We start from the raw sequence: 21,855 nt of genomic DNA, 5'->3' as shown, positions 1-21,855 counted from the left end.
GCGAGTCAAAAACTATAAATTATAGTTATATAAAGTTGTATTCGATAAGGCCGCCCCCACAAGCCAAAATATGGCTGCCCCTAAATTTCGCGGAGGCGGAGCGCGGGACTTACGGAAGTACCCTTCCCAGCGGACCGTGGCCTGCAAGGAGGGAGCACAAGAGCTCTTCCGGGCAAAGCTTTCAAGGCAAAATTACTCGGAGGGCCCCGGCCGCCCCCGCAAGCTCTTGGTCCGGCCCCGCAGGGTTTTGCTCTTGAGGCGACGCTCCTTAGCCCCGCGGGTGGGCTTGGTCGGGCGACGCTTCTTGGGTGCGACCAACACGCTCGCCACCAGCTCCCGCAGCCGAGCCAAGGCCGCCTCCTTGTTGGCCTCCTGCGAGCGCGACTCCTGGGACTTGATCACCACCAAGCCGTCTTCGTTGATGCGATGGTCCCTCAATTCCAGCAAGCGCTCCTTGATCGCCGGCGGCAGCGAGGAGGCTCGCACGTCGAAGAACAGCTGGATCGCAGTAGAAACCTTGTTCACGTGCTGACCGCCCGAGCCCTGGGAACGCACCGCCTTTATTTCAATCTCCTGCAATGGGATCCCTACTCTGGCCGAAACGCGCAACATCCCCGCAAGCTACGCCAAGAGCGCTCCCCCTTGCCACACTAATAATGCTGCACGCGCTCCGTCATTGACGGGCGACTCGCTCTCAAACACAAGTGCCCACCATTTCGCCAACGCCGCTTTCCATGATCGCTCTGCAAAACATCACCCTCCAGTACGGAGAACGCTATCTCTACAAGGAGATCAACGCCACCATCACCAGCCACGACCGCATCGGACTCGTCGGCAGCAACGGCGCCGGCAAGAGCACCCTGCTCAAAGTCCTCTGCGGACTGGAGGAGTTCGACTCCGGAAAAGTCGACAAGGCCAACTACGTCACTTTCGGCTACCTCCCCCAGGACGGCATCGAGATGCACGGCAAAACCCTTTTCGAGGAAACCGAGACCGCCTTCGCCGACATCCTCGGACTCAAGGCCAAGATCGAGGAAGCGGAAGCCCGTCTCGACGAAATGGATACCTCCTCCGAAGAGTTCTACGAAACCCTCGAGCTCATCGGCAGCTGGGAGCACCGCCTCGAAGACCTCGACGTCGGCAAGCTCCCCTCCCGCATCGAATCCGTCCTGCTGGGACTCGGCTTCTCCACCAAGGACATGAAGCGCAAGACCGAGGAATTCTCCGGCGGCTGGCAAATGCGTATCGCCTTGGCCAAGCTCATCCTCGCCCAGCCCTCCCTCCTGCTGCTCGACGAACCGACCAACCACCTGGACGTCACCTCCCAGCACTGGCTCGAGTCCTACCTCAAATCCTACGAAGGCTCGCTGCTCATGATCTCCCACGACCGCGGCTTCCTCGACGAGATTTGCAACCGCACCTTCGAGCTCTCCCTCGGCAACCTCTATACTTATAGCGGCAACTACAGCTTCTACGAACGCCAAAGCGCCGAGCGCAAGGAGCTCCAGCTCAAGGCCTACAAGAGCCAGCAAAAGGAAATCGCCCAAGCCGAGCAGTTCATCAACCGCTTCAAGGCCAAGGCCTCCAAAGCCCGCCAAGCCCAGTCCCGCATCAAGCAGCTCGACAAGATCGAACGCATCGTCATCGACAAGGAAGAAGACTGGGTCTCCTTCTCCTTCGCCCCCCCGCCCCACTCCAGCCAAACCGTCGTCAAACTCGACAAGCTCAGCAAGTCCTACGGCGACCACGAGGTCATCAAGGACGCCGACCTGCGCATCGAGCGTGGCGATCGCATCGCCGTCGTCGGCGTCAACGGAGCCGGCAAGACCACCATCGCCAAGATCATCGCCGGCGTGGAACCCTTCCAGTCCGGCGAACGCGAGCTCGGCGGCGCCACCCAGCTCTCCTACTTCGCCCAGCACCAGGCCGACGAGCTCGACCAAAACCTCACCGTGCTCGAAACCATGGAAGAAGTCTCCGCCGGCAAAAACGGCACCTCCATTCGCGGTATCCTCGGCACCTTCCTCTTCCGCGGAGACGACGTCTTCAAGAAGGTCAAGGTCCTCTCCGGCGGCGAACGCAACCGCCTCGCCCTTGCCAAGATGCTGGCCCAGCCCGCCAACTTCCTCATCCTCGACGAGCCGACCAACCACTTGGACATGCGCTCCCAGGACGCCTTGCAAAAGGCCTTGAAGGAATACACCGGCGCCTACCTCATCGTCACCCACAACCGCGCCTTCATCGACCCCATCGCCACCAAGGTCCTCGAAGTCCGCAAGGACGGGCTCACCCTCTTCCCCGGCAACGTCAGCGACTACATCAACCACCTCGACCAACTCGAAGCCGCCAAGGCCCAGTAGCCAACGGCAAGGAGCGAGCCTCGGCCCGAGCTCCCCGTGGCGCTCCCTCCAGCCCCCACCCGCTCTCGCAGTCATTCACGCCTCCGCCTCGTGCTTCTTACATAGGAACTTGACCGCTTCTCGCCCAGACGAGAAAAACGAGACAACTGTGCATGACTGAAAAAAACAATAGGAAGACCCAAATCATCGAGGTCGCCTCCAAGCTCTTCTTCGAGCAAGGCTACCACGTGACCGGCATCAAGCAGATCATCGAAGCTGCCGACATCGCCAAAGGGACTTTCTATTCCCACTTCAAGTCGAAGGAAGAGCTCGGACTGGAGTGGCTGCGCCGCGGCAGCGAGAAATGGATCGCCTGCCGCAATTCCTACCTCGAGCAATTCGGCGACGACCCCGCCCGCAAGCTCGTCGCCCTCTTCGACTACCAGGCCCAAAGCGCCGAAGCCTGCAAGTACCGCGGCTGCGCCATGCTCAACATGCTCGCCGAGTCCCCCGACCTCGGCTGCCCCATGCGCCAAGCCATCCGCGGCTATAAGAAAGACTTCCTCGCCTTCATCCGCAGCCTCGTCGACCAACACCTACCCGACGCCAGCGACGCCGACCGCGAGCAACGCGCCGGCGCCATCTACCTGCTTTCCGAAGGCGCCACCGTAGCCGCCCAAAACTTCTGCAAGATCGGCCCTATCGAAATCGCGAAGAAGCAGGTCGAAAAAATCCTCGCCGAATAGCGGCCCGCGCCGCCCTTTCCCGGATCGTGAAAAGAGCTCCCCTATCCCTCCTCGTCGTCATCGGAGTCGTAGGCTTCTTCTACCTGCAAAACAGGCCTCGACCCGCGAACGACGCGTCCGCCTACGTCGGCAAGCCCGGTCCCGAGCTGCAGGTCCAGCAATGGATCTCCGAAGCGCCCGACCCCACCGGCAAGCACCTGCTCGTCGACTTCTGGGCAACCTGGTGCGGTCCTTGCATCGGGGCCATTCCCCACATGAACGAACTGCACGCCCAGTTCCAAGACCGCCTCACCATCGTCGGCCTTTCCCGCGAATCCCGCCAAAAAGTCGAGTCCATGCGCTCCCCCCAGATGGACTACTACAGCGCCGTCGATACCCAAGCCCGCATGGCCAGCTTCTTCAATATCCGCAGCATCCCCCAAGTCGTGCTCATGGATCCCCAAGGCATCGTGCTCTACAAAGGACACCCCGCCTATCTCGACGAAGAAACGCTCCAGACGCTGCTCTCCGCGCCCGACGCAAACGAAAGCTAGCCCCTGCGTCCCGGCGCCACCCCCTCGTCCGTGAGATTCCCTCCAGAGGGAGAAACCGCCAAAGGCAGGTCACGCCCACTGCCTACTAACGAGCGGCACGCTCGCGAAGGTCCCGCTCTCCCCGCCCCCGAGTGAACGGAAAGCCTCGGTCCGGGCTGTCCCGAAGGCTGCGCTTTTGCGGTTTCACCAGATTCGCTTCAGCTCACCGGCTACCTCGGGTAAACCTTATCCCACTTTCTCCCAGAGACTTACCTCCGCGTCACCCCATCGTAGCGAACTTTTTCCTAGCGCTTTTTCCACTTTTCGAAAACTATCGGCAATCAAACCGACCGACCGGTCGCTTTATGTGTATCAACTGCAAACACGAACCACTTTAGATCGCCATGAACGCCACCGTCGAATCCACCCCTCTCCAGACCGCCTCGGAACTCATCCGCCAAGGACGCAACTACGCCTACGGATTCACCCGCAACTTCCACGACGCCGAGGACCTCGCCCAGCAGGCCTGGCTCAAGCTCGTGCAAAAGTACGGCGAGGTCACCGACCGCCGCCTGCTCTACCGAGCGATCCGAAACCTTTTCATCGACGGCGTGCGCCGCTCCAAGATCGTGCAGTTCGACTCCCTCGAGGACCGCGACTTCGCCATCGGACGCGAGCAAAGCTTCGGAGCCAACACCGACATCGACTCGCTCCTCAGCGTGCTCAACGACAACGAGCGCACCTACCTAAAGATGAACGTGGTCGAAGGCTACACCGCCTCCGAGATCGCGGAACGCACCGGCGTCCCCCGCGGCACCATCCTCAGCCACACCCACCGCGCTCGCAAGAAGCTGCACAAGCACTTCGAGTCCGAGTTCAACGACAACGCCGCAGAAGAAGCGGAACTCGCTGTAGCCGTGTAGGCCTTCCAGCGAGCCTTCGCTCCCAGACACTTTTAAACAGAAGGTACCTAGCAAAACCCGCCGCTAGGGGCGGAGCCGCGCCCAATCGCGAGCTCCGCTCCAGCAGCGGCATAACCGACACGCGTCAAATGACTCACCATGCAGTTAGATTGATTCGACGCCTCCAGCTCGGCGGCGCCAGCGTCCTCTTCGCAATCGCCCTCGCGAGCCCAGCAGCAGCCAGCCGCGAGATCGATTCCTTCACCCTGCGAATGGAAAACGACGCCCCGGCCGGGACCGATTCCCGCTACACCGCCGGAACCGAGTTCGCCTTCGCCTACGCCCCCTGGTCAAAGGCCAACGACAACGCCCGCTACCATAATACCCTTTCCCTCGGCCAACTCATCTTCACGCCCGAAAACCTCGACGAAATCGACATCGTCCTCCACGACCGACCCTACGCCGGCTGGAGCTACCTTCGCTACGGCCAGCACCGCAGCCACGACGACTCGATCCAATCCTGGCAACTCACCCTCGGCCTGGTCGGCCCCAGCTCCTTCGCCGAAGACATACAGCGCGCCGTGCACGAGCTGATAGACGACCGCATGCCGCTCGGTTGGCACAACCAATTGTCCGACGAATTTGGATACGCCCTAGAGCGCAGCCGCAGCAAGGTCCGCTTCCGCTGGCAACTAGGCGACGAACGCAGCCTGCAACTCTCCGAGTCGAGCCGCATCTCCATCGGAAACATCGACAGCAGCCTCAGCCAAGGCTTCCAGATCCGCGTCGGCAAACGACTCCAAGGCTCCCACGCCCCCGACCGGCTCGGAGCCCCCGCCGCCTACGTCGACAGCGCGAAAGCCTACACCCAAACGCCCACCCAGTTTCGCCCGCAACGCTTCTACTGGGTACTAGGCGGCAAGATGAGCTACGTCGCCCAAAACCTCTTCCTCGACGGAAACGCAAACGGCCAAAGCCACAGCGTTACCCGCAACCCATGGGTCCAAGAAGTCGAATCCGGATTCGCGTATTCGAAACCTGGATTCAAGGTATCCTTCCTCCTCGTCTATCGCAGCGAAGAGTTCCGCGAGCAAACCGGTGGCCAAATCTTCGGATCGCTCTCCCTCACCTTCCGCCGCTAAATCGCTCGAGCGCTCGGTCCGCCAAGAAAATCCCCAATAGCAAGAAGCCGAAAAACAGAAAAACCGGAACCGAGCCCTGGCCCAAGATAACCATCGCAGGCCCCGGGCAAAGCCCGACCATGCCCCAGCCTACCCCGAACAGGAGGCAACCCACGAAAAAGCGAGCGTTCAAAGGCTCGGGATCCGATTGGCGAGCGAAACGCTTCGGATAAAGCCTAGCCGCCAAACGCGTACCCAAAAGGTAAATACCAACCGCTGGCCCCAATACGAAAAGCAAGGTTATATCCCAGTCCCCAAAGAAATCCAGGAACCCTCGTACCTTAGACGGGCGCGACATGCCGGAAACCGCCAGGCCGAAGGCGAAGGTCGCCCCCGCCAGAAACGCATAAAGGTTTCGCTTCACTGCAAGCCCCCTTCCATCAGAAAAACCGTCAGGACTCCAGAAAGGATAAAGATCACAGTCGCCACAACCGAATCCACATCCAGATTTCCCATCCCGCACAGGCTATGCCCGCTCGTGCATCCTCCTGCGATCCTCGCGCCGCCGCCTACCAGCAAAGCCGCCACCGCGACCAGCCACAGCTCCACGCCCAAAGGCTCGGAAATCGACTGCGGATAGATCCACACCAAGGCGATCGCCGCCGCCAGCATCCCCGCCAAAAAGCTCCAGCGCCAGTCCGCCAGCGCCAGCCTGAAACTCACCGCCTTGCTCAGAAAACCTGAAATCCCCAAAGGATAACCGAGAGCCAGCCGCAAAAACAGCGCCGCCCCTCCCAGCAAGGTACCACCTATCAAGGCGCTAAGGTAATCTTCCATAGGAAAGCAGCAAACCCGCCTCTGCCCCTTACGTCAACATCGCCCTCCGGTAGAACGTATTCAGCCTCCCCATACGAACAAGCCCGCCGACTCATTAGATAGAGCCGGAATAGTCCTCGAACATTCCCGCCGCCTGCGCTACTGGTCTGACCTGCTAGTTCGCCCTCCGGGCCATTAGACAAACTTAAAGCCGCCCCCCTTCAACTTACTAAAATCGACAAATGAGCAGCCACCGCCTCCCCCGACGCGACTTCATCAAGAAGTCAGCCCTCGGCCTCGCCGCAGCCAGCCTCAGCTCCGGCAGTCTCTCCTCCGCCGCTATGACCTCAACCACCCGACCGCTCCACCAAGCCCTCCCTAAATGGAAGGGCTTCAACTTCCTCGACTTCTTTATGCCCAACCCCAAGGACGCCTTCTTCCACACCCAGGAAGAAAGCTTCAAGTGGATGCGCGACTGGGGCTTCGACTTCGTACGCATCCCCATGGCGTATCCATATTTCCTAGACATCGACTACGGCCGCGACATCACGCCGGACGACGTCTACCAGTTCTCCGAAAAGAAAGTCGCCGAAGTCGACGCCATCATCGAAAAGGCCCACAAATACGGGCTGCACGTCAGCCTCAACCTCCACCGGGCCCCCGGCTACTGCATCAACGCCGGCTTCCACGAACCCTACAACCTCTGGAGCGACTCCGACGCCCTCGACGCCTTCTGCCACCACTGGAGCATGTGGAGCCAACGCTACGCCGGCATCTCCAAGGACCTACTTAGCTTCGACCTGCTCAACGAACCCTCCCTGCGCGAAGACATGAACGACCAGCACGGCAAGCGCGAAGCCGTCCCCGGCGAGACCTACCGTCGCGTCGCCAAAGCCGCCATAGACAGCATCCGCCAGCACGCACCCGAACACCTCATCGTGGCCGACGGCAACAACGGCGGACACATCGCCGTGCCCGAACTCGCCGACCTCGGCATCGCCCAAAGCTGCCGCGGCTACGTGCCCTTCAACATCTCCCACCACAAAGCACCTTGGGTCTACAAGGACCCCGAAAGCCTGCCCGATCCCAAGTGGCCCGACGGCCCCGAGGCCAACCGCGAAGCCCTCAAGAAATTCTACCAGCCCTGGTTCGACCTGCAGGACCAAGGCGTCGGAGTGCACTGCGGCGAATGCGGCTGCTACAACAAAACCCCGCACCGCGTTTTCCTCGACTGGTTCGGCGACGTGCTGGGCGTGCTCGCAGAACGCAACATCGGCTTTGCCCTCTGGGAAATGCACGGCAACTTCGGCATCCTCGACTCCGGCCGCGCCGACGTGGACTACGAAGACTGGTACGGGCACAAGCTCGACCGCAAGCTCCTCGAGCTCCTGCAAAAGGCCTAAAGCGCCCTCCCCCGCCCGCAAAACGAGCCTTTCGGCGCAAAACTGTCACGCATCGCCAGAATGCGTGATTGCCAGCTCCTGCAGAGAGATCTACTTCGTCCTCATTCATCCATGAAGGACTCCCCCGAATACAAAGCCGAACTCCAAGACCTGCAACGCGAGCTCGTCCTCCTCCAGCAAGACGTCGTCAAAAACAACAAGCGGCTCCTCATCATCTTCGAAGGCCGAGACGCTGCCGGAAAAGGCGGCGCCATCCGACATTTCACTCGCCATCTCAACCCCCGGGGCATGCGAGTCATCGCCATGCCCAAGCCCACCGAGAAGGAAACCGGCCAGTGGTTCTTCCAACGCTACTTCCTCGGGCTCCCCAATCCCGGCGAAATCATCTTCTTCGACCGCAGCTGGTACAACCGCGCCGTCGTAGAACCCGTCATGGGCTTCTGCACCCCCGCCCAGTACGAAGAGTTCATGGGCCAAGTGAACAACATCGAAAAGATGCTCATCGACGACGGAATCCAGATCATCAAGTTCTGGTTCTCCATCAACCGCACCGCCCAACAAAACCGCTTCGAAGCCCGCAAGTCCGACGTGCTCAAGCAGTGGAAGCTCAGCACCGTCGACGCCCTCGCCCAGGAAAAGTGGGACGAGTTCACCCACTTCAAGGAGAAGATGTTCGAGCGCACCCACACCCTCAGCTCCCCTTGGGTCATCGTTAACGGAAACGACAAGGCCAAGGCTCGCCTCGAATCCATTCGCTACGTCCTCGCCAAAAGCGACTACGAAGGAAAAGGCCAGATCGGCACCCGCCTCCACCCCGACCCCAAACTGGTCCGCCCCTTCGACCTCGACTACCTCGTCGCCAAACGCAAGTCGGACAAGCTTTGAGCCCGTAGAGTCGGCGCTTCCCCAGTCCCGCCATCCGTTCTTGCGCGATGCGCTTGACACATTTGTCCCAGTCGGACCTAGGGATATCATTTAACGCTCTACAAGGGCGTTGACCCCCTTCGCTGGGGCGCGATTCTAGAAGACGTCCAGATAGCGACCCGCGGCCAAACCAGAGGCCTCCGGGTCGGTAACTATCAGGCGCTTGGCTCCCCCCATTTAGCCAAGCTCTAGCTACCGCAATCTATGTATACCCAAACTCCTTGGGAGGCGCTCGGCACGGCGTTTCCCGTCTTGCGCTGCCTACGCGCCTTACTGGTCGCGCTGTGCCTGCCCGTATTCTTAGCAAGCCCCGCCCACGCCCGTTTCGTCGACGTCACCGAAAGCGCCGGCATCGACGACTACGAACGCGTCACCCGACTCTACTCCGACTTCGTCGTGCGCGGCGGCACCCCCATCGTCATGGACTTCGACGGAAACGGCTGGCTCGACCTCTACATCATCCGCTACCAGCTCGACGACATCCTCTACCTCAACACCAACGGCGTCTTCACCAAAACCGTCAACCCGCTCGGCATCGACACCCAGAACGGCGGCAACGTCGGGGCTTGGGTCGACATCGACAACGACGGCGACAAGGACATGATCGTCGGAGTCGCCGACGCCAAGTCCAACCTCCTCTACCTCAACAACGGAGACGGCACCTTCACCGAAGCCGCCGCAGCCCGCGGGCTCGACCTCGCCGCCACCCTCGAAAACCATCAGTCCACCGCCGTCACCGTCGGCGACATCAACCGCGACGGATACCTCGACGTCATCACCGGCAGCTGGGGCGTCGATCTCACCGACGAAACCCGCTACGAACACTATGCCCTCTTCCTCAACCAAGGAGCCAGCAACCCCGGACACTTCACCAACGTCACCCAAGACGCCAACTACCGCTTCTTCGGCATCGGCATCAACATCTTCTCACCCGCCATCACCGACCTCGACCAAGACGGCTGGCCCGACATCGCCACCACCGTCGACTTCGGCGACTCCGCCCTCCACTGGAACAACGCCAACGGCACCTTCACCGACTCCACCGCCGCCTCCGGAGTCGGCCTCGCCAACCACGCCATGGGCACCGCCATCGGCGATGTCGACAACGACGGCGACCTCGACTGGTTCGTCACCACCATCGCCATCACCCGAAACGTCAACGGCGAGGTCAACCCCCTCTACATCAACCAAGGAAACCGCCTCTTCGACAACCAATCCGTCGCCGCCGGCGTCGCCTTTTCCGGCTGGGGCTGGGGCACCAACCTCTTCGACTACGACCTGGACGGAGACCTCGACCTCGTCGCCGTCAACCAAGAAGACATCACCCCCGAAGGCCCTACCCACGACGGCCGCATGTTCCTCTGGCGCAACGACCGATCCCTCAAATTCACCGACGTCTCCGAACAGGAAAACGCCAACCAACTCTCCCGCGGAGCCGGAATCGTCAGCTTCGACTACAACAACGACGGCGCCCTCGACCTCTTCTACGTCAACCAACACAGCCGACCCACTCTCCTCAGAAACGACCGAACGAAAGCCAACGCCTGGCTCAAAATAAAACTTCAAGGCAGCCTCTCGAACCCCGACGGCATCGGCGCCTTCGTCACCGTGCAACCCCAAGAGAACGGTCCCGTCTACGTGCGAGAATTCAACCCCACCAACGCCTACCTCGCCCAGCTCAGCCCCTACCTCCACTTCGGATTCCCGCCCACCGCCAACATCCACAAAGTCACCGTTCGCTGGCCCAGCTCCATCGTCCAAGAACTCACCAACGTATCCACAAGTCAACTACTCACCGTCACCGAAGACGCGTCCCTGCTCGCCGGCAGCGAGATCCCCGTCTTCGCAAACGCCCCCCAAGACCAAGTCGCCACCCGCGGCCAGCCCCTCACCCTATCCGTCTCAATCGAAGGCGGCTTCCGTCCCACCATCACCTGGTTCCGCAACGGCGTATTGCTCGCTGGATACGAAGGCCCGGAAATCACGATCGATAACATGCAGCCCAACAAGGCCGGCACCTACCACGCCGTCGCCACCAACTCCGCCGGCTCCACCCAAACCGCCAGCTTCGTCGTAGGCGTGCGCTCCGACTTCTCCGACCACAACATCGCTCGCCAATGGAACGAGCTCGTGCTCGATTCCGCCCGTATCAACTTTCCGGATCCCCCCATCGTAGCCCGCACCTTCTACCACTGCACCGCCGCCATGTGGGACGCCTACTGGGCCTACCAGCCAGACGGCTGGAACCGCGCCCAATCCGTCTTCCACCAAGAGTCCCCCACCCTGCCAACCGACCCCAGCGCGCGGGCCTCTCAACAAGCGGAAGCCCTCTCCCACGCCGTCTACACCGTCGCCACCGAACGCTACCGCAAAGCCTTCAACCACGACGCCATCCTGCTCGCCCTGCGCGACTTCATGCTGGAAAAAGGCTACGATCCGGACGACCTCTCCACCGAAGGCTCCACACCCGCCGCCGTGGGCAACCGTATCGGCAACGCCATCCTCAGCGCCGGCCTCGAGGACGGCTCCAACGAAGCCAACGGCTACGCCGACACCACCGGCTACGCCCCCGTCAACGAACCCCTCATCTACGGCAGCTCCGGCGTCACCCTCGTCGATCCCAACCGCTGGCAACCCCTCAACCTCGCCCGCTCCATCACCAAGAACGGCATCGACCTCGGCCCCGAAGTCCAACAGTTCCTCGCCCCCGGCTGGAACTGGGTCGCCCCCTTCGCCCTGGAAAAGCCCACCGACGACACCATCCTCATCGACCCCGGCCCCCAGCCGCTCTTCGGCGCCGAAACCGAACCCCAGCTCATCGCCGAAATGGTCGAGGTCATCCGAGCCTCCTCCCTCATGGACCCCACCCAAGAGGTCGTCATCGACGCCTCCCCCGGCGGGCTCCAACAAAACAACCCTTGGCTCACCCAAGACGGCCAAGGCCACTCCCTCAACCCCTTCACCGGCCAGCCCTACGCCCCCAATCCCGTCAACCAAGGCGACTACCTCCGCCTCACCGCCGAATTCTGGTCGGACGGCCCCGGCATCGAAGGCCCGCCCGGCGTCTGGAACATGCTGCACAACCAAACCAGCGACGACCCCCGCTTCGTCCGCAAGCTCGGCGGAGTCGGCCCCGAGCTCTCCCCGCTCGAATGGGACGTGCACGCCTACCTCGCCCTCAACGGCGCCCTGCACGACGCCGCCATCGCCGCCTGGACCATCAAGTCCAAGTACGACTCCATCCGCCCCATCTCCATGATCCGCTACCTCGCCTCCCTCGGCCAGTCCAGCGATCCCCAGCTCCCCAACTACCACGCCTCCGGCCTCCCCCTAGAGCCCGGCCTCATCGAACTCGTCACCGCCGCATCCAGCGCCCCCGGCCAACGCCACGAGCACCTCGCGGACCACCTCGGCGAGCTCGCCGTCTACTCCTGGAAGGGCGTTCCCAACAAACCCCGCGAAGACATCGCCGGAGTCGGCTGGGTACGAGCCGCCGATTGGAGCCCCTACCACCTGCGCACCTTCCCCACGCCCAACTTCGCCGGCTACGTCTCCGGTCACTCCACCTTCTCCCGGGCCGGAGCCGAAGTCATGGCCCTGCTCACCGGATCCCCCTTCTTCCCGGGCGGGCTCAAGGAGTTCGACTTCGAGGCCGGCAAGTACCTACAAGTTGAATACGGCCCCCGAGAAGACCTCACCATCCAAGTCGCCACCTACTACGACGCGGCCGACCTCACCGGCGTAGCCCGCATCTACTGCGGCGTACATATCGCAGCCGACGACTTCGTCGGCCGCAAAGTCGGAGCCCGCGTCGGAGCCGATGCCGTCCTGAAAACCCTCGCCCTACGCCAAGGCAACACTGCTCCCGAAGGTTTCCTTTCCACTCGTATCCAAGCACCCCTTACACCCCTAGACGAAGCCCTGCTCGTCTCCTACCAAGCCCCCTCCCGCCTTCCCGTCCGCAAGGCATCCAGCCTTTCGCAAGCCCTCGCAAGCGACGACAAAGCCATCTACGCCACCCCTGCCGCAGACGGCCAAATCCAATTTCTCGTGCGAGGCGAAGCCCTCTCCCGCATCGAAGTCCTCAGCCAGATCAGCGATTCGAAAAGCGTGACCCTCGACTTCAGCATCGAAAGCCCCGAACCCGTCGCCCTGCTAGCGACCGGCACCTGCAGCGAAACCGCAACCCTTGCCCTCGCCCAGAAAAACGGCGAAAGCTACCAGCCCCATTCCTCCAACCAAAACTGGATCCAACATCCCAGCGCCTCCCTCGCCTCCACCTTCAAAAACCGCCGCGACCTCGCCGGCGAGGAGCTCAACGACAACGCAGCCGCCCTTCCCCTGCTCCTCGGCCAAGGCGACTACCGCCTTACCCTGACCGGCTCCCAAACAGCCACGGCAGCCGGTACCCTCAGCCTCGATTTGGTCCGAGACCAATAGCCCCTCTCGCTCGCGACTCTCCCGCGAAGAAACAACTTGCGGCATCCGCGCCATCGCCGCATTTAGATCCGCACAATCCAGCTCCCCAAACAGGCCCCAAACCTGAGAAGTTGCCCGATTGCACCGCCTCCCCACCAACGAGGTCCGCGCATGAATAAACAAACCCTTCTCCCTTTCGCCGTCGGGGCTCTCCTGTCCGCAGTCCTAGTCGCCCTGGTCCTACGCCTCCTCGACAATTCCTCCGACGAAGCCCCGCCCGCCGGAGCGCCCCGCTTCGTATCCCAAGCCGAGCTGGGAATCTGGGAACAGATCGCCGAGCAAAACGACGCCATCCTGCACGCCGCGACCCCGCCCCCGCGCATCGATCGCATGATCCTCCCCTGGGAGCCCACCGAAGCCGTCATCCTCGCCACCGAACTGGAGTACATCCTGGAAGACCCCGGCCTCGCTCCCCTCTACTCGGAAATCCTAGCCAAGATCCTCCCCCATACCGAAGTCATCTGCCTCTTCCACCGCAAGGATCGTCGCCTCATCCCCCAGTTCGTGAACCTGCTGGAAAAGGATCCCCGCATCGGCGAACTGACCGAGCGACTCGAGTTCGTGCCCGCCGAAATCGGTTCCCCCTGGATTCGAGACTACGGACCGCTCTTCGGCTACGACAAGTCCGGAAAAATGGTCCTATTCGATACCGCCTACATCGATCCGCGTATCCAAATGTCGAATCTCCTCAACTCCCGAGTCCACCCCGACCCCGACCTCGCCAAGAAGACCGAAGCCCTCATGTACGCGGACGTCGAAAACCTGCGCGGCTCCGACATCTCTCCCTCCATCCTCGCAGGCCACCTGCAAGTAAATCGCTCCATCCCCACCGTCCTCACGCGGCCGCCCCTCCTGCTGGCCGGAGGCGACCTCCAGCTGCTCGACTCCCGCACCGCCCTCGTCTCCCAATCCACCCTCGAAGCCAACGGCGGTCGCACCGACTTCGTCGAATCCCTCTTCAAAAAATACTTCGGCATCCAAAACGTACACTACCTCGCCCCCTTCCCGGGAGAAACCATCGAACACCTCGATTTCGTGATGCAAATCCTCGGTCCCGATTCCATCCTCGTGGCCAAGCCGCCCGAGTTCGACGATCGCGAAATCACCAGCTTCAAGCTGCTCAAGCGGGAAGCCTCCCAACGCATGGCCCGCAACAAAGCCTACCTGCAAAAGACCTTCCCCAAACGCAAAGTCATCTCCGTCCCCACTCCGCCCCCCATCCTGCCCAGCGAAGAGCAGCTGCTCGAAGACGCCTTCGCGGAAGTCCTCCTCCACCTAGCCGAAGAAACCGGGGTGGAAGGCAACGAGATCATACGCGAGAAACGCAACGAGCGCGGACAAAGCGCCCGCGTCCTGAACGAAGCCATCGCCCTCAAAATTCGCGCCGACGTGCCCGCCGCCCGCAGCCTCTCCAACGAGCGCGACAAAAAGGCCATCATCTCCCACTACCTCGGCGAACCCTACGAGGAACTCCGCCGCGCCACCACCGAATCGCTCACCCACTACCGCAGCTACCTCAACTCCCTGCAGATCGTTCTCCCCAACGGCAAGGAGCTCATTCTCATCCCGCGCTACGCGCCCCTCCCCGGAGAAGACCCGCAAGCCTTCGAGCGCATGGAAGCCGAAACCCTCGCCGCCTACCGCCAAGCCCGTCCCGCCGCCCAACTCGAGTGGATCGACTGCAGCCAAATCATCGACCGCATGGGAGCCGTGCATTGCATGAGCATGGTCCTCCCTAGGCATCGTCCCTAGACGAAACGGCCCCGCATATTCCCGCGCCGCCCTACGTATCCTTTTTCCAGATACGAACCGCGGCAACAAACGCCTAACTCGCCTCAGGTCCCCTCTCGCAACCAAGCCCGAGCGAGCTCGATTTCCGATACGTCGTAGTAGTTCACGTCCGCCTTGGTGAACGGCTTGCAGAAGGTGGCCATCGCCCGCTCCCAGGCCTTGTTGCCCACGATCGCCATGCGGAAAATCGCGTTGTAGTGATGCAGCCCGAACTTCGCGTCCTCGAGCAAGCCATCCAAGGTCCACCCCTCGAAATCCGCGCAATCGAACAACAGCCGCACCTGCCCAAAGCGTGCCACCCCCTCGTCGATGATCGGGATGAACTTCTCGCAATCCGCCTGCGTGAGCTTTCCGCAAACCTTAACCTCTACGATCTTGCCGTCAGCCCTCTTTTGGACCTGCAAGTCATGCGTTTTTGTAGCCATGAGAATCCTTCTGTTAAAAGCGGAAAGTCTCTCCTTCCGATTGCTCGAACAATAAACGCAGCCCCCACGATTCGCAAACCCGCCGCCCAAAAAGAAAGGGCTTTTCCGAGGCGCCGCAAACCGCCCCTGCCTCGAAACAAACTTGCCCCCGCTGCCCTCCTAGCTATTCCCCAAGCACGCTCGAAACCGCGCCGCAGAACACCGATCGCCATGAAACACTCACTCTACGACATCCCAGCACTCACGAAATACCTCAGCCGCAAAGGCTTCGGAGATCGCGACCTGCGTCGTAGCAACCGCCTGCTCTTCCGCGAGTTCAAATCCCTCGAGGAAACCGGCTGGGAGCGCCCCCTGCTCGACGAGCTCGAAAGCAATTTCGAAACCTCCTACCTCACCCTCATCTCCCGCGTCGACTCCAACATCGACGGCGCCAGCAAGCTCCTCTTCGAAACCCGCGACGGCAAAAAGATCGAAACCGTCATCCTTCGCATCGCCACCGGCCGCACCAGCATCTGCGTCTCCTCCCAAGTCGGCTGCACCGAAAAATGCCGCTTCTGCGCCACCGGCGAGCTCGGCTTCTTCCGCAACCTCAAGCGCGAGGAAATCCTCGACCAAGTCGTGCAAGCCGGCCGCATCCTCGCCTCCGAAGGCCGCAGCCTGCGCAACATCGTCTTCATGGGCATGGGCGAACCCCTGCGCAACTACGACAACCTCATGGGCGCCCTCGAGCTGCTCACCACCCAAAACGTCTTCGACTTCGCCCCCAAACGCATCACCGTATCCTCTTTGGGGATACCCGAGCTCATCCTCAAGTTCGCCAAACGCTTCCCCCAAGTCGGCTTCGCCCTCAGCCTCAACGGCTCCAACGACCAAGGACGCTCCGCCGTCATGCCCATCAACGACCGCTACCCCATGGCCCAGCTGCGGGCCATGCTGGAAGAGCTCGAAACTATTCGCGGCACCGGCGCCATGATCGAGTACATCATGTTCAAGGACCTGAACGACAGCCTCGAAGCCGCCGACGAAGTCGCCGCCTTCCTCCAAGGCCTCGACGCCCACGTCAACCTCATCCCCTACAACCCCGACTACTCCCTCAACAAGTCCTTCCTCCCCTCCGACACCCAGACCATCGAAGCCTTCAAGCAGCGCCTGCAGGACGCCGGCTACAAGGTCACCCGCCGCTTCTCCCTCGGCCAAGACATCGCCGCCGCCTGCGGCCAGCTCGCCAACAAAGGCTGAAGCGAACCGCTGGCGCTCGCCCCACGCCACGCCACTAAACAGAGAGAGTTCCAGGCCCGCTCTCCCGATTTGACCCGAGCTCCCCCCGCCCTAGCGTCATGGCACACCCAACCATGATGCTAACAAGCACCCTCTCCTTCGCCTTCCTGCTCTCCCTTCCCCTGCTCCTCTCCGCAGCCCCGCTGGAGCTCTCCCTCGACCGCCCGGACGGCGTCTACCAAAAGGGCGAAACCGTCGCCCTCACCATCACCGTCGACAGCGGGCATTCCGCCCCACTCCAGCTAAAAATCCAAAAGGAAAACCAGGAAGTCGTCGACCAACGCATCCCCCTCCCTCCCGGCCTAGCGACCCACACCTTCGAGTACACCTTCCGAGACACCGGCAGCGTCATCTTCCAGGCCAATCGCGGCGGCGACGCCGACAGCATCGGCATCGTCGTCTCCCCGCACGAGCTTCGCCCCGGCAGCCCCCGTCCCCAAGATTTCGATACGTACTGGAAAAAGCAAAAAGCCCTCGCTAGAAAGCTGCCGCTCAAAGTCACCCAAACCGCCATCGAGTCCGATGCCGCCCCCTCCGGCTTCCGCGCCTTCGACGTCGAAGTCAACGCCCCCGGCCCCCAACCGCTGCGAGCCATCTTCGCCAAGCCGCAAAACGCCGCCGACCGTTCCCTCCCCATCGTCATCCAATACCGAGCCGCCGGAGTAAAAGGCGAATGGTGCCGCGCCAAAACCCAGGACGCGCTCGCCCTCGCCCAACGCGGCAACGGAGCCCTCGCCCTCGACACCAACGCCCACGGCATGCTCAACCACGAAGACGAAGCCTACTACGAGGACCTCCAAGACGGTCCCCTCAAAAACTACTGGGACCAAGGCAATAGCGACCGCGACGACTTCTACTTCCGCTTCATGTACCTGCGCCTGCTCCGCAGCATCGAGTTCATGACCCAGCAGCCCGAGTGGGACGGGAAACGCATCCTCGTCATCGGCGAAAGCCAAGGCGGCGGACAAGCCCTCGCCGCGGTCGGACTCGACCCGCGAGTCAGCGCCGCCGTAGCCACCGTGCCCGCCATGTGCGACTGGGGAGGTCCGCTGGCCGGACGCAAAGGCGGCTGGCCCCAGCCCATCGATTGGAATCCGGAGCAGCCGGCCGTCCACCAGGCCGTGCCCTACTTCGACGCCGCCCACCTACTCAAAGGCTCGCAGGCCACCCTCTGGGTCGAGATCGGCCTCATCGACGAAACCTGCCCCTCCACCTCCATCTACGCCGCCATCAACCAAGCAGGCGGCGAAGTGATCAGCCATCCCGTTCCCTACCGAGCCCACGGTTGGCCCGCAGGCGAAGAACGCGCCCATTGGGACGCCACCACCCACGCCGCCAAGAACGACTTCATCGACGACTACCTCAAGTAGCCCCCACTCCCAGCAGGAGCAGACCGGCCACGCGCTCGGATTAGATTGAAAAGCCCTAGCGGTGCGAAGCCATGCGACGTTCGCGAGCGGTTCGGTTCAAGGCCGATTTGATCAGCTCCGCCCGACGCTTCTGCGCCTCGGTGGGCTCTGGGCGAGCGATCTTCTTTTCTTCTTCCTCAGACTGCTTGGCTTCGGTTTCTCTACGAGTGCTATAAGTTTGGTAATTCATGACGACGATCGGTGTTAGCGGGGAAACGTCCCTTGGGGAGACAGGTACAGGTTGGCGAAAGCTCCTACTTCGAATAGAGCCGTCCGCATTGATTTAGCAGCTTGCCTTAGAAGGCGCAAAAACCGGAATCCCATAGGAATCCCGGTCGTTCTAGACCTAGCCTGCCTCCAAATGCATTCGAATTGCCGAAAAGGAAGCTCGTGCTGTAGGTCGCTTTAGAGAACAAGATAACCCAGCTCTCCCAAAGGTAAAGCAACTAGCCACTTTTTACCTTCAACAATGCGCCTAGCTAATACTAAGCGCTAACGAACCCTCAGCTCCAAAAAGAAGGCATCCCCGTCGCTAGACTCGTTCCGAGCCTCCACGCTATAAGTTCCAGGCTCCAGCCAGCCGCGCAAGCGACCGTCGAAATCCCCCTCCAGAGGTTGCAACGCTTTCGCAAAAGCCATCTCCCCGGAAGCCCCCATTAAACTCAAGGCGTAAGCCGATGCCCCCGCCGCCTCCTCGAAACCCGTCCCCAAAGCGCGGACTTCCACCGCGACCGGACCGCCTCCCTGTACCACGTACTCCGCCGCCAAACGATCCGTTCCCGCAATCTCCTTGGAAACCACCAGCAGCTCGCTCGGCGTCGCCGTCAAATCCTCGTAGCCCTGCAAACTGCGACGCTGCAGCGCTCCCCCGCGATAGCTCGACCAGCCGAGCGACGCCAGCTTGTCGCCGCCCTCGATCGCGTACAGCCGACCGTCGTTGTTGCCCACGTAAACCGTTCCATCCGGTCCCAAAAGGGGCGACGAATCCACGAAGCTATCGAAATCCGTCCGCCACAAAATCCGCCCCTCGGAATCCAACGTCAGCAAGCTTCCCTCCGTTTGCCCCTTGAGCACCCCCGCATAGATTCGCCCCATCCCATCCACGCACGGCGTCGAGTAGTAGTTGGAGCCAACAAACGTCCTCCAATTCAAATAACCGTCCCAAGAAAACGAATACAAGTAGCCGTCGCGCCCCACAATCAGACAAGACCGCCCCATGCCTTCCACCGCGGAGCCCTCCAAGATGCCTCCCGTCTGATACTTCCACCGTTGGCTCCCGCTCGCAGCATCCAGAGCATAGACATAGTAGTTCTGGCAGCCGAACACCACATGGCCCTCCGAGGTCATCATCGGGCTACTCGAGATTCCGAATTCCCGCCCCAAGGAACCAATCTCGAAGGGCACCTCCCACGACCACAGCTCTTCCCCAGCCGGCGACAAACACGCCACCAAGCCGGAACTCGAGCCCACGTAAACATTCCCGTTTCCACCGATCGCCGGCGAAGAATCCAGCTCCCCTCCGACCTCGAATTCCCACTTCAAGCTGCCATCCGGATTCAAGGCATACAAATAACCGTCGCTACTCCCGAAATAAATCGTCCCATCCTCAGCCACCGCCGGCGACGCGTACACCAAACTGTCCGTCTCGAACGCCCAAGACAACGCGCCTGTCGCAGTCTGCAAGGCCAGCAGGCGATCCCCCCAGCTCCCCACGTACAAAACCGATTCGTCCTGACTCAACGCCGGACTCGAGTCGACCCACTCGTTCGCCCGATAGCGCCAACGGAGCGCACCGTCTCCATTCAATGAATACACATACCCATCCAGAGAGCCGAAGTAAACGTTCCCCTCGCTATCCAAGACCGGAGAACTCGTCACCGAATCGCCAGCTTCGTACTCCCAAAGCACCCTGCCAAAATCCACCTCCGCTCCCGCAAAAGGCAATGAACTCAGCAACAAACAGAAAATCGTAACCCTAAGCATAAAGAAAACCCGTCCCAAAAATCCGACCGACTACTTCAGCCACCTCAAGCCCATCGAAACGCCCCGCGACTCATAGCTCGAGAAACTCGCATTCGAGTCCTCCTCTTCCCCATTCAACCAAACGAAAATCCCCCAGCGATCGTTCAAATCCCGATCCCATTCCAAGGACCAAGCCCACGAATCCGTGGCCTCCCTCGAACCGTCGTCCCCCAGCTGGTGATCGTAGCGATACGCCCCGAGGTCTGCCTGCAACGCCAGACGCATCCGCTCCCAGTCCCCTTGCCAGCGAAACTCCACCGAGCGACGGCTCCGGTCGTAATAGCCGAGCTGTCCATCCTCCCGCTGCCGGTCTCCCAGCAAAATGCTGAAACGATGCTCCGACGCATCAAAGCTCTTCCTAAAATCCAGCCCCGTCTCGAAACCGAGTTGGCTCATCTGCAACGAGCTCCCCACTATCGCAGCGCCGCTTAGGTCCCGCCCCGAACGTTCGAGATAATCCCTTTCGTATCCAAAAACTCCGGACACCCAAGACAGGTCGTCGTTGATCCGATAGTCGAAATCAACCTCCCAATTAAAACTCTCGTAGTCGCTTCCCTCCTGCTCGAAATTCATGCGCGAAAATCCGATCTCCGCATCATACTCGAACGCCCACAAAAAGGATTCCCAGCCCAACAGCAGCTCCGGCTCCTTGGCCTTCACCAAAAAGCTGTTCCGCTCCAGCTCGTCGAAGGTCGCGTCGAAGGCCTGCTCCAAGCCGAGGTAGCGCCCACCTAGCCGCCACTTGCTGTAGAGCCCCACATAACCCTCGATCTGGGACTGCAGCAAGAACAAGGTCTGATCCGGAACGTCGTCGCCCGACTCGAAACGGCGATGCTCCAAAAACGCCATCATATTCCAATCCAAGGCCTCTTCCCAAAGGCTACGCTCGAAAAAGCCCTCAAAGCTCGCCAGCAAATAAGCGGCATCGACCGGAGCCAGCTCGCTGTACAGAACGTTCTCCGCGTATCCATACCCCAACGACAAAGACGTTTCCCCAGAGAATTCGGAAAACGGATCGTCCTCTCCGCTTGCCCAAGGACAAGCGAGCGGGACCCAAGCAGCTATCAGCAACAGTCTAGACATCCGAAAAAAGCCACGACAGCAGCATCGCCGTCGTGGCTTCGAAAGGTTAGGATCTTAGCGTTCCGCAGTTTCGCGAGCGGAACGACGCGCCTCGCGCTCCGAACGGCGCTCTTCCTTCATCGCTTGGAATTGCTCCTTGTACTCTTCGCGCACCGCCTGGCGAGCTGCCTTGAGCTCTTCCTGCGTCGCGTCTTCGCCCAGCTCCTCGATCGCCGCCTTCAGGCTGGCCCGGACTTCAAGCTGGAGCTCGAGCACCTCAGCGCGGCGCTCCAAGAAAGCCCGCTTCTGCTCCGAAAGGTCGCGCTCCGTGTCGCCGAGCACCGCTTCGATGCGCTCGAGCTGCTTGTCGAGGCCGCGCTTGCCGCGGAACGAAGTGGCTGCATTCGCCAAGGAGGCGAAAACCGTGACCGTCAGAATAAGTGTAATCAGTTTTTTCATAGGTATATCCGTTTTGAATTAAAGGTCCCAGACCGCAGGTCCGGCTGTATACAAACCTAACTGCAGAGCCTGCGCCACTCGAAAACCCACAAGCTTTCCTCCTATCCCCCAACAACTTACAATAGTTCAGCTAATTTCCGCTACATCACGAAAAACGCGTTTCGGGG

The 21,855-nt window shown here is 61.2% G+C and carries 19 protein-coding genes; 11 read left to right on the top strand and 8 right to left on the bottom strand.

The window, feature by feature from the left end:
• Positions 1-192: 192 nt before the first annotated feature.
• The gene (gene arfB, locus QEH57_RS12510; RefSeq protein WP_309007077.1) at positions 193-612 is read right to left on the bottom strand and encodes an alternative ribosome rescue aminoacyl-tRNA hydrolase ArfB; all 420 of its coding nucleotides are present in this window, start codon (positions 610-612) and stop codon (positions 193-195) included.
• A 122-nt stretch (positions 613-734) separates the two neighbouring features.
• Between arfB and QEH57_RS12505 the strand changes: the two genes are divergently transcribed.
• From QEH57_RS12505 to QEH57_RS12485, 5 genes are all read left to right on the top strand, one after another.
• A complete protein-coding gene (locus QEH57_RS12505; protein WP_309007076.1) occupies positions 735-2,360 on the top strand; it encodes an ABC-F family ATP-binding cassette domain-containing protein in 1,626 nt (541 codons plus the stop codon).
• A 152-nt stretch (positions 2,361-2,512) separates the two neighbouring features.
• A complete protein-coding gene (locus tag QEH57_RS12500; protein WP_309007075.1) occupies positions 2,513-3,085 on the top strand; it encodes a TetR/AcrR family transcriptional regulator in 573 nt (190 codons plus the stop codon).
• A 26-nt stretch (positions 3,086-3,111) separates the two neighbouring features.
• Positions 3,112-3,618, top strand: a complete 507-nt coding sequence (locus QEH57_RS12495) for a TlpA disulfide reductase family protein (protein WP_309007074.1) — start codon at positions 3,112-3,114, stop codon at positions 3,616-3,618.
• 383 nt (positions 3,619-4,001) lie between these two features.
• Positions 4,002-4,520: an RNA polymerase sigma factor gene (locus QEH57_RS12490; RefSeq protein WP_309007073.1), complete on the top strand. Its 519-nt coding sequence runs from the start codon at positions 4,002-4,004 to the stop codon at positions 4,518-4,520.
• A gap of 128 nt (positions 4,521-4,648) precedes the next feature.
• Positions 4,649-5,641, top strand: coding sequence for a lipid A deacylase LpxR family protein (locus tag QEH57_RS12485; protein WP_309007072.1), 993 nt, complete (start codon positions 4,649-4,651; stop codon positions 5,639-5,641).
• On the opposite strand, the gene QEH57_RS12480 is transcribed toward QEH57_RS12485, so the two are convergent.
• Entirely contained in the window at positions 5,625-6,044 is a 420-nt protein-coding gene (locus QEH57_RS12480) for a DUF6691 family protein (RefSeq protein WP_309007071.1), read from the bottom strand. The two genes, QEH57_RS12485 and QEH57_RS12480, sit on opposite strands and share 17 nt — an antisense overlap.
• The gene (locus tag QEH57_RS12475) at positions 6,041-6,457 is read right to left on the bottom strand and encodes a YeeE/YedE thiosulfate transporter family protein (RefSeq protein ID WP_309007070.1); all 417 of its coding nucleotides are present in this window, start codon (positions 6,455-6,457) and stop codon (positions 6,041-6,043) included. The genes QEH57_RS12480 and QEH57_RS12475 overlap by 4 nt, the downstream gene beginning before the upstream one ends.
• Before the next feature lie 221 nt (positions 6,458-6,678).
• Here QEH57_RS12475 and QEH57_RS12470 point away from each other — a divergent pair, with 221 nt between their 5' ends.
• The 4 genes from QEH57_RS12470 to QEH57_RS12455 all read left to right on the top strand — a co-directional run bounded on the left by QEH57_RS12470 (position 6,679) and on the right by QEH57_RS12455 (position 14,994).
• Positions 6,679-7,839: a cellulase family glycosylhydrolase gene (locus tag QEH57_RS12470; protein WP_309007069.1), complete on the top strand. Its 1,161-nt coding sequence runs from the start codon at positions 6,679-6,681 to the stop codon at positions 7,837-7,839.
• A gap of 111 nt (positions 7,840-7,950) precedes the next feature.
• Positions 7,951-8,724 carry a polyphosphate kinase 2 gene (gene ppk2 / locus QEH57_RS12465; RefSeq protein ID WP_309007068.1) on the top strand — a complete coding sequence of 258 codons (774 nt, stop codon included), beginning with the start codon at positions 7,951-7,953 and terminating at the stop codon, positions 8,722-8,724.
• Between the two features lie 243 nt (positions 8,725-8,967).
• Complete coding sequence (locus tag QEH57_RS12460; protein WP_309007067.1) at positions 8,968-13,203, top strand: FG-GAP-like repeat-containing protein; 4,236 nt, start codon at positions 8,968-8,970, stop codon at positions 13,201-13,203.
• Between the two features lie 150 nt (positions 13,204-13,353).
• Positions 13,354-14,994 (top strand): agmatine deiminase family protein, encoded by a 1,641-nt coding sequence (locus QEH57_RS12455; RefSeq protein ID WP_309007066.1) that lies wholly within the window; start codon positions 13,354-13,356, stop codon positions 14,992-14,994.
• Between the two features lie 83 nt (positions 14,995-15,077).
• Here QEH57_RS12455 and QEH57_RS12450 read toward each other — a convergent pair whose 3' ends face one another.
• Positions 15,078-15,458 carry an STAS/SEC14 domain-containing protein gene (locus tag QEH57_RS12450; RefSeq protein ID WP_309007065.1) on the bottom strand — a complete coding sequence of 127 codons (381 nt, stop codon included), beginning with the start codon at positions 15,456-15,458 and terminating at the stop codon, positions 15,078-15,080.
• Between the two features lie 210 nt (positions 15,459-15,668).
• Between QEH57_RS12450 and rlmN the strand changes: the two genes are divergently transcribed.
• Both rlmN and QEH57_RS12440 read left to right on the top strand, forming a co-directional pair.
• Entirely contained in the window at positions 15,669-16,697 is a 1,029-nt protein-coding gene (gene rlmN / locus QEH57_RS12445) for a 23S rRNA (adenine(2503)-C(2))-methyltransferase RlmN (RefSeq protein WP_309007064.1), read from the top strand.
• Positions 16,698-16,810: 113 nt separating this feature from the next.
• The gene (locus QEH57_RS12440; RefSeq protein ID WP_309007063.1) at positions 16,811-18,106 is read left to right on the top strand and encodes an acetylxylan esterase; all 1,296 of its coding nucleotides are present in this window, start codon (positions 16,811-16,813) and stop codon (positions 18,104-18,106) included.
• A 55-nt stretch (positions 18,107-18,161) separates the two neighbouring features.
• Here the strand turns inward: QEH57_RS12440 and QEH57_RS12435 are convergent, their stop codons facing one another.
• The 4 genes from QEH57_RS12435 to QEH57_RS12420 all read right to left on the bottom strand — a co-directional run bounded on the left by QEH57_RS12435 (position 18,162) and on the right by QEH57_RS12420 (position 21,688).
• Positions 18,162-18,335 carry a hypothetical protein gene (locus tag QEH57_RS12435; protein WP_309007062.1) on the bottom strand — a complete coding sequence of 58 codons (174 nt, stop codon included), beginning with the start codon at positions 18,333-18,335 and terminating at the stop codon, positions 18,162-18,164.
• A 302-nt stretch (positions 18,336-18,637) separates the two neighbouring features.
• A complete protein-coding gene (locus QEH57_RS12430) occupies positions 18,638-20,128 on the bottom strand; it encodes a PQQ-binding-like beta-propeller repeat protein (protein WP_309007061.1) in 1,491 nt (496 codons plus the stop codon).
• Positions 20,129-20,158: 30 nt separating this feature from the next.
• Positions 20,159-21,250 carry a hypothetical protein gene (locus tag QEH57_RS12425; protein WP_309007060.1) on the bottom strand — a complete coding sequence of 364 codons (1,092 nt, stop codon included), beginning with the start codon at positions 21,248-21,250 and terminating at the stop codon, positions 20,159-20,161.
• 54 nt (positions 21,251-21,304) lie between these two features.
• Positions 21,305-21,688 (bottom strand): hypothetical protein, encoded by a 384-nt coding sequence (locus tag QEH57_RS12420; protein WP_309007059.1) that lies wholly within the window; start codon positions 21,686-21,688, stop codon positions 21,305-21,307.
• Between the last annotated feature and the right edge of the window lie 167 nt (positions 21,689-21,855).

Source organism: Pelagicoccus sp. SDUM812005 (genome assembly GCF_031127875.1).
In the GTDB taxonomy this organism is placed as follows: domain Bacteria; phylum Verrucomicrobiota; class Verrucomicrobiia; order Opitutales; family Opitutaceae; genus Pelagicoccus.
This window is presented reverse-complemented; position numbering and strand designations above follow the sequence as displayed.